Genomic DNA, 6,785 nt, shown 5'->3' with positions numbered 1-6,785 from the left:
CCACGTAGCGCAATGCCAGGGGCTGATCGTCGCCCGCGGCCACGGCGATACGCTCGGCCTCGGCCAGCTGGTAGAACGCCGACGGGGTCTGGTTCAGCACCGTGACCCGTTCACGGCGCAGCAATTCCAGGAACTGCTCGGGCGAACGCGAAACGTAATAGTCGACCACCACGAGAGTGCCGCCGTAGAGCAGCGGACCCCACAGTTCCCAGACCGAGAAGTCGAACGCGTACGAGTGGAACAACGTCCACACATCATCGGCATTGAAACCGAAATCGCGATCGGTATTAGCCATGAGCCGCACCACATTCCGATGCGAAACAGCCACGCCCTTCGGGCGACCGGTGGAACCGGAGGTGTAGATCACGTACGCCACATGATCGGGCCGCAGCACGGCGGTCCGGTCGGCGTCGGTGATCGGCGAATCGTCCGCGTCCTCGATATCGCCCGCCTCGACGGTGTATCCGTCCAGCGAGACGGTCGCCGGCCCGGCGGGCAACTCCACCGTCACGGTGGAGTCCAGGACCACACTCGTGGGCTGGGCGTCGGCGAGCACGTAGGCGATGCGATCGGCCGGGTAGGTCGGATCGACCGGCACATATCCGGCACCGGTCTTGATCACCGCCAGCAATGCCACGACCAGATCCACCGAGCGCGGCAGCAGCACCGCGACCAGCGACTCCGGTCCCGCGCCATCCTCGATCAGCCTGCGCGCCACCACATTCGAGCGCCGATCCAGATCGGCGTAGGTCAGCTCGTCGTCACCGAAGCGCACCGCGACCCGCTCCGGATTGGCTGCGACGGCCCGGTCGAACAGGCTCGACAGCGTGGCGTTCTCGTCCACGAACGGACTCGACAGCGCCGCCACCGGATCGGTGAACAGCTCCGCCACCGCGCCGAACGCACCGCCGGGCGCGAGCACGCGCTCCAGCTCCGCGGCCGAGATCGCCGGTGCCGCAGCGTCATCCACGCTATCGGCAGCGGTGTCGGCGTCGTCGAAGTCCTGTTGCGGGGAGGTGTGCCCACCGGCTAGCACGGCGGCGCGCGCGGCGGCCGCGAGCTCCACGATGTCGTCACCGGCGGAGACCCAGCGCTCGGAGACCTCGTGCCGCTCGACCCCGCCGAGCAGATCGATATCACCGAGCAGCACCGCCGGATCATCGGCGACGGTACGCAGAATGCGGACCAGGCGCTCGGCGAAGGAGGCGACCGTCTCGGGATCGAACAGATCGGTGGCGTAGTTCCAGGACAGGCTCAGCGAATCGTCGGCGCGCTCGCCGACGGTCAGCTGAATATCGAATTTGGCCGTGCCCGCGTCGAATTCGACGGCTTCCAGCTCCAGACCCGGAAGCGAGACCGCGCCCGCGTCCTTCGCGCCCGCGGCCTCGAAGGTCAGCGCCACCTGGAAGAGCGGGTGGTGCGCCTGCGAGCGCACCGGGCTGAGCACATCCACCAATCGCTCGAACGGCACATCGGCATGCGCGAAGGCGGCCAGATCGGTGCGGCGCACCTGGGCGAGCAGATCGCGGAAGGCGGCATCGGGCAGCACCGGCGTGCGCAACACCAGGGTGTTGACGAACATGCCGACCAGATCGTCCAGCGCGGCCTCGCCACGCCCCGCGATCGGGGTTCCGATGGCGATATCGACCGAGCGGGACAGGCGCGCGGACCAGGTGGCCAGCGCGGCGTGCAGCACCATGAAGAGCGTGACATCGTGCTCGCGGGCGAGCGCGGTGAGCGCGCGGTGCAGGTCGGCGTCGATCGAGAAGTCGTAGGTGGCACCGGCATTGGTGGCGATCTCGGGTCGCGGCCGATCGGCGGGGAGTTCGATCTGCTCGGGCAGATCGCGCAGCTGTTCGGTCCAGTAGTGCACCTGCTGGGCGGCAATGGAATCCGCGGCGCTCTCGTCACCGAGCACCGTGCGCTGCCACAGCGCGTAGTCGGCGTACTGCACCGGCAGCGGCGTCCAGGCCGGGGCCTGCCCCCCGCTGCGGGCCAGGTACGCGCCGACCACATCGCGCAGCAGCGGCCGCAGCGAGAAACCGTCCGCGCTGATGTGGTGCAGCACCAGCACCAGCACATGGGTGGGCTCCACGACGGCGTGCCGCCCGCCCGCCTCCGGGCTCAGGGTGAGCACGGTGGCGCGGAACGGCAGCTCACGGGTGACGTCGAAGTGGACGCTCACCAATTCGGTGATGCGCGTGGGCAATTGGGCCGGCGAGAGGGTTTCGGTACGCACCTCGAAGTCGATCTCGGACGGTTCCAGCACGCGCTGGAAGCCGTCACCGGCGATCTCGGGGTAGATGGTGCGCAGCGCCTCGTGCCGGTCGAGCACATCGCCGATGGCGGCGTTGAAGGCGGCGAGATCGATCTCGCCGGTGAGCTTCAGCGCGACCGGGATGTTGTTGACCGCGGTGCGGTTGTCGAAGCGGTTCAGGAACCACATTCGCTGCTGTGCCGGGGAGAGCGGCACCAGGGCGGCGGTCTCACCGGTCGGCAGCGCCACCGGGGCGGGCCGATCCTGCGCCACCAGCGGGGCGCGGGTGCCGGTGCCGACGCGCGACTCCAGTTGTGCGGCGAGGGCGGCCACGGTGGTGGCCTCGAAGAGCGTGCGCAACGGGATATCGGCGTCCAGCGCCGCGGACAGTCGCGAGATCACCTGGGTGGCGATGAGCGAGTTGCCGCCGAGCTCGAAGAAGTCGTCGTCCAGGCCGACCCGTTCGCCGCCGAGCACATCGGCGAAGACGCCCGCGACGGTCTGCTGCACCGGGGTGACCGGGGCGCGGTACTCCTTGGCCGCGAAGGCCGGTGCGGGCAGCGCCTTGCGATCGAGCTTGCCGGAGGCGTTGAGCGGGAAGGCGTCCAGGACCACGAAGGCCGCCGGGACCATATAGGCCGGAAGCTCCTGGGCGAGCGCGTCTTTCACGGCGTCGAGGTCGATTCGACCGTCGGCCGCGACCAGGTAGCCCACCAGCTGATCACCGGTGCGCTCGTCGGCGCGCACCACGACCACGGCCTGTGCGACCGAATCCAGCGCGGTGAGCGCGGATTCGATCTCGCCGAGCTCGATACGCAGACCGCGCAGCTTGACCTGGAAATCGGTGCGGCCCAGGTACTCCAGCTCACCATTGCCGGTCCAGACCACGAGGTCGCCGGTGCGGTACATGCGCGCGGCGTCCCCGAACGGGTTGGCCACGAAGCGATCCGAGGTCAGGTCCGGCCGCGCCACATACGCCGTCGCGAGCTGATCGCCCGCCAGGTAGAGCTCACCCGCGACACCCACCGGAACCGGCCGCAGCCGCGAATCCAGCACGTACACCTGGGTATTGAAGACCGGCGCGCCGATCGGCACCGAGGTGTTGTCGGCATCGGAGACCTCGTGATAGGTCACATCGACCGCGGCCTCGGTGGGACCGTACAGATTGTGCAGGCGCGCACCGGTCAGCGCGCGCAGGCGCTGCGCGGTCGGCGCGGGCAGACCCTCACCGGAGGCGAAGACATTGCGCAGGCTGGCGCATGCGGCGGCGGCGGGCTCGGCCACGAAGACCGCGAGCATGGACGGCACGAAATGCGCCGTGGTGACCTGCTCGTCGATGATGAGGCGGACCAGGTAGGCGGGATCGCGATGGCCATCGGGTTTGGCGACCACCAGGCGCGCGCCGACCTGCAAGGGCCAGAAGAACTCCCACACCGAGACGTCGAAGGTGGCCGGGGTCTTCTGCAGCACCACATCGTCGGCGGCGAGGCCGTACTGCGCGTGCATCCAGACCAGGCGGTTGACGATGGCGGCGTGCGAGACGGCCACACCCTTGGGGCGGCCGGTCGACCCCGAGGTGAAGATGACGTACGCGGTGTTCCGCGGGCGCAGCGGGGTCCGGCGATCCGCATCGGTGAGCGGGGTGTCCGCGAAGCCGGACAGATCCAGCTGATCAATCCGAACCTGGCGTGCCGCAACACCTTCCAGATCCACCTCGACGTCGTCACCGGAGGTCAGCACGCAGACCGGCTGTGCGGTCTCCAGGATGTACCGGGTGCGCTCGGCCGGATGATCCGGATCCAGCGGCACGTACGCGCCACCGGCGACGGTGACGGCGTACATACCCGCCACCAGGTCGAGGGAGCGGCGCATGCCCAGCGCCACAAAGGATTCCGGCCCCACACCCGCGGCGATGAGCCAGCGGGCGAGCTGCCGCACCCGGGCGGCGAACTCGGCGTAGGACAGACTGGTCCCCTCGAAGGTGACCGCGGTCGCGTCGGGGGTCAGCGCCACCTGGGCCTCGAACAGCGAAACCAGCGTTGCCGCGGCGCCTTCGGAGACCTCCGGCAGGGCGGCGTCCAGCTCGAACGCGGTGTCGTTCCAGCCGCGCAGCACGCGCTGGCGCTCGCGTTCGCCGAGCAGTTCGACATCGCCGACCCGCACGGTGGGATCGGCGACCAGGGCGGCGAGCATGCGCTCGAAGCGCTGGGCGAAGGCCTCGGCGAACGCGCCGTCGAAAAGATCTGTGGCGTAGACGAGTTCCGCGTCCATCGCGGAATCCACGGCGCGGTCCGCCGCGCCGCCGTCGATGACCTCGGACAGCGTCAGCTGCAGATCGAACTTGGCCGACTGCTGGTCGATGCCCAGTTCGGACACGCTCAGCCCCGGCAGTTCCAGTGCGGTGCGCCCCAGGTTCTGGAACGACAGCATGACCTGGAACAGCGGATGCCGGGCCTGCGAACGCGCCGGATTCAGCACATCCACCAGGCGTTCGAACGGCACATCGGCGTGCGCGAAGGCGGCGAGATCGCGCTCGCGGACCTTCTTCAGCAGTTCGGTGAAACTCTCACTCGTGTCGACGGGCGAGCGCAGCACCAGGGTATTGACGAACATGCCGACGAGATCGTCGAGGGCCTGCTCACCGCGACCGGCGACCGGGATGCCGACGGCGATGTCATCGGTGCCGCTCATCCGCGCCAGCAGTGCGGCGAAGGCGCTGTGCACCACCATGAACAGCGTGGTGCCGTGCGACTGCGCGACCCGCTGGAGTCCGGTGATCAGGTCACCGGGCACCTGGAAGCGATGCGTACCGGCCCCATAGGAGGCCACGGCCGGGCGCGGCTTGTTCGAGAGCCGCAGCTCGTCCGGCAGCCCGCTCAGGGTGTTGCGCCAGTACTCCAACTGCTCGGTGACGAGCGAGCGCGGATCGTCTTCCGAGCCGAGGGTTTCGCGCTGCCACAGTGCGTAATCCGCGTACTGCACCGGGAGCTCCGGCCAGCCGGGAGCCTCACCGTTGCTGCGCGCCACGTACCCGGTCATCAGGTCGCGAACCAGCGGATTCATCGAGAAGCCGTCCGCGGCGATGTGATGCGCGACCAGCACCAGCACGTGATCGTCCGCCGCCAAACGGAAGGCGCGCAGGCGCACCGGCGGTTCGGCGGTGACATCGAAACCGCGCCCGGCGAAATCGTAGACCGCGGCGTACAGCTCGCCCTCGGCCACGTCCAGCACCTCTAGCTGCGGAATGGCGCGGGCGGTGGGCAGCACCTTCTGGTAGGCGACGCCCTCGTAGGACGGGTAGATGGTGCGCAGTGATTCGTGCCGCGCCATCACATCGGCGATGGCGCCGCGCAGGGCGGCGAGATCCAGTGCGCCCGTGAGCCTTACGGCCGCCGGAATATTGTTGGCCGCCGAATCGGTGTCGAACCGGTTCAGGAACCACATGCGCTGCTGTGCCAGCGACAGGGGCGGATGCTCGGGGCGGGTGCGCACCGTAAGCGCCTGGCGCACACCGGTTCCGGCATGCGATTCCACCCGGGCGGCCAGTGCCGCCACGGTCGGGGCCTCGAAGAGCACGCGCACGCCGACCTCGGCATCGAGCGCGGCCGACAGGCGCGCGACCACCTGGGTGGCGACCAGCGAGTTGCCGCCGAGTTCGAAGAAGTCGTCGTCCACGCCGACCCGGTCCAGGCCGAGCAGTTCGGCGAAGATCGAGGCGGTGATCTCCTCGATCGGGGTGGCGGGCGCGCGGAAACGCCTGGCCTCGAAAACCGGTGCGGGCAGCGCCTTGCGATCGAGTTTGCCGGAGGCGTTCACCGGGAAGTGGTCCAGCACCACGAGGGCGGCCGGAACCATATAGCCGGGCAGCGAACGACCCAGCGCGGCCTTGACCGCGTCCACGTCGATGACGGCGTCGGGTTCGCGCACGACATAGCCGACCAGCTGATCACCGGCGTGCGCATCGGCGCGCACCACCACGACGGACTGGGCGATGCCCTGCTCGGCCAGCAGCGCGGCCTCGATCTCGCCGAGTTCGATGCGCAGACCGCGCAGCTTGACCTGGAAGTCGGTGCGGCCGAGGTATTCGATCTCGCCCGAACCGGTCCACTTCACCAGGTCGCCGGTGCGGTACATGCGAGCACCGGCGGCTCCGAAGGGATTGGCCACGAAGCGATCCGAGGTCAGATCCGGACGGCTCAGATAGCCGCGGGCCAGCTGATCGCCCGCGAGATAGAGCTCACCCGCGACACCCGGCGCGACCGGGTGCAGGCGGGCATCGAGCACATAGGTCCGGGTGTTCCAGACCGGTCGGCCGATCGGCACGAAGACGGTGTCGGCGTCCACGACCTCGTGGTACGTGACATCGACCGCGGCTTCGGTCGGGCCGTACAGGTTGTGCAGCCGCGCACCGGTCAGCGCGCGAAGCTTCTGCGCGGTCGGGGCGGGCAGCGCCTCACCGGAGGCGAACACCTGCCGCAGACGCGGCGCGGCGACCGTGGAGTCGCCGTTCTCATTGCCGAGGGTGGCC

At 69.3% G+C, this 6,785-nt stretch carries 1 protein-coding gene; it reads right to left on the bottom strand.

Annotated elements, in window-relative coordinates; all coding sequences use genetic code 11:
- Positions 1-6,785, bottom strand: a 6,785-nt coding sequence (locus NA10_RS34870) for a non-ribosomal peptide synthetase (protein ID WP_157557003.1), incomplete at both ends; no start/stop codon positions are given.

It is taken from the genome of Nocardia acidivorans NBRC 108247 (assembly GCF_001625085.1).
Taxonomy (GTDB): Bacteria; Actinomycetota; Actinomycetes; order Mycobacteriales; family Mycobacteriaceae; genus Nocardia; species Nocardia acidivorans.
Note: the sequence above shows the minus strand (reverse complement) of the source record. Positions and strands in the feature narration are given on the sequence as shown.